We start from the raw sequence: 2,426 nt of genomic DNA on the forward strand, positions 1-2,426 counted from the left end.
CGCGTAACTTGCCTGGCTGTCCGCAGTCCGGGTGTCGATTTGGGGTAGTTGGTACCGCGAGTCCGCGTAGTTGGTACCGGTGTTCCGCGTATCCGGTACTGCAAGGGGGTTTCTTTCATAGTTGATGTTGGCGGCACCACGATCCGGTGGTGTTGCGTCAACTTCTACTTGGAAGGAGCTGGTCCTTGTGGCCAACTTCAAACAGATCATCGCGATGTGCCTTGATGGTGCTAGCTACGCGCAGATCACACACGCATTGGGATGTTCACGACGAGAAGTATCCCGAGCAAAGAAAGTCATCAACGATGAGGAACTAACTCTAGAGCGTTTCCGTCAACTTCCACCTGGATGGTTCGATGATCGATTCAGCGACGGCCGGAGTAAACGGACGATGGCCTACGACCAGCCTGATTTTCACGCTCTTGCACGCAAGCTGAAAAGTACAAAGCATGTGACCAGGCATAAGCTGTGGATGGACTACGTGTCGCAGCCGTGTCCGACGGATAAGACAAAGTACCAGTACTCCCAGTTCTGCAGTGGGCTCAATGAGTTTCTGCGTGCCAATGATCTCGTTGAAGTTGTCACCCATGAGCCAGGTCAAGAGCTTTATGTCGACTGGGCCGGTGACAAAGTGCCTGTAGTAGATCAGGCCAGTGGTGATACAGCGTTCAAGGCGTCATTGTTCGTCGCGGTCAGCCCATACTCAGGGCTGATGTACGTCACGGCCGCTGCGAACGAGAAGATGCCGTCGTGGATTGAGTGCCATGTTAAGGCGTTGAACTATCTTGGCAAAGTACCAGCGGTCATCGTGCCAGATAATGCTTCTACGGCGACTTATCGGCCAAAGAAGACCTCTACATACCGGATGGTCACTGACCGCTACGCAGCGTTTGCTGACTATTACGGGGTCACGATTGTGCCGACTAGGCCCGGCAGGCCTCGTGACAAGGCAGCGGTAGAGCGTGCCGTGAAAATCACTTACACCAAAATCCTGGGTTACTTCAGCAACGAGGTCTTCTATAGCCTTGATGAGCTTAATGAGGCGATCGCTGACCGTCTTGCTGATATCAACAGCGCAATGACGCGGCCTGATGGCTCAACACGGCGCATGCGCTTTGATAAAGAAGAGGCACCAATGATGCGGGATCTTCCGCCGACGCCGTTTACGGAAGTGTCTTATAAGAGGCTCAAAGTCGACCGCAATTGGCACATCACCTGTGACTACCAGTACTACTCAGTGCCATTTCAGCTGGTGGGAGAATCGGTAACAGTCAGGCTCACCCCGCAACTAGTAAGCATCTTCAACGGGGAGCAGCTTGTTGCTGAACACACGCGCCTTCACGGATTCAAATACCGGTATTCCACCAACCCTCAGCATGGCCCATGTGGCGACGATGAAGGCCACAAGGCGCTTACCCGTGATGAGCTCTTGGCCTGGGCCTCGTCGTTTGGGGCAGCAACGCACGCAGTCATAGCGATGATCCTCGACCGCAATAGTGCCGCCGTACCCCGCGGACTCATTCAGGCACGCAACGTGCTGGCCAACCTGGGCAAAAAGCACAACAAAGCCACCCTCGAACCGGCATGCCAGCAGGTCTTAGACAAGAAGCTGGCCCCCACGATGGCAGTGATCAAACGCATCCAGACTGACATTGCCCACGCCCAACAACATCCCGGGCCACCAGGGGCAAAACCACAGCCTGTGGCCAAGCGCCAACCACGCCCAAGTACCCCGCTTACCGGTGAGGTGGCCGATGCCGTCTTTATCCGGCCTGCTGACCACTACGAAAACTAGAAGCAATAAGGAGTGAAACCATGAGCAGCATCGACGACGAAATTGTGCGGGCGAAAATGCGCAAGCTTCGCGTATCGACCTTCGCTGATGTCTTCTACGAGGTTGTCAACGACGAGGCCTATGCGGATGCGCTACCAGAAGACATTTTCCTCGCCGCAGTCGAAGAAGCTTACACACAACGCCAACAGCGCAACATTGCCAAGGCCATTACCCAGGCTAAATTCCGATACCCGGATGCGAGCCTTGCTGAAGTCACCCGGGCAGAACAACGCGGTATCAACATGCGCCAGTTGAAACGAATCGCAGCCACTAACTGGCGGGAAAACCCGACCAATATTCACATCCTCGCCCCGACGGGAACAGGCAAGACCTACATTGCCTGCGCCATCGGCATCGCCGCGTGCAAGGCTGGATACTCGGTGGCGTACTACCGGCTGGACCAACTTGTAGACATGCTGGCGGTCTTCTCACCGACTGACCAAAACTACCTCGATAAGATGCGGAAACTGATCAACGTCGATGTCCTTATCATCGACGACTTTATGACCATCAGCATCAACCAGCGCGGGCAAGAAGACCTAACCAAGATCATATTCGACTGGGGTTGCCCGCAAATCGTGGACACGTAGTG

At 54.8% G+C, this 2,426-nt stretch carries 1 protein-coding gene and 1 pseudogene; both read left to right on the top strand.

Translation table 11 applies throughout. The annotated features are described in order from the left end of the window. Nucleotides 1-187 precede the first annotated feature (187 nt). A complete protein-coding gene (gene istA, locus HMPREF2822_RS09035; RefSeq protein ID WP_070523940.1) occupies nucleotides 188-1,795 on the top strand; it encodes an IS21 family transposase in 1,608 nt (535 codons plus the stop codon). Between the two features lie 20 nt (nucleotides 1,796-1,815). Further along, nucleotides 1,816-2,394: pseudogene (locus tag HMPREF2822_RS09040) on the top strand (ATP-binding protein); the annotation flags it as partial. Nucleotides 2,395-2,426: the final 32 nt, after the last annotated feature.

This window comes from Corynebacterium sp. HMSC062E11, assembly GCF_001811845.1.
GTDB lineage: Bacteria > Actinomycetota > Actinomycetes > Mycobacteriales > Mycobacteriaceae > Corynebacterium > Corynebacterium hesseae.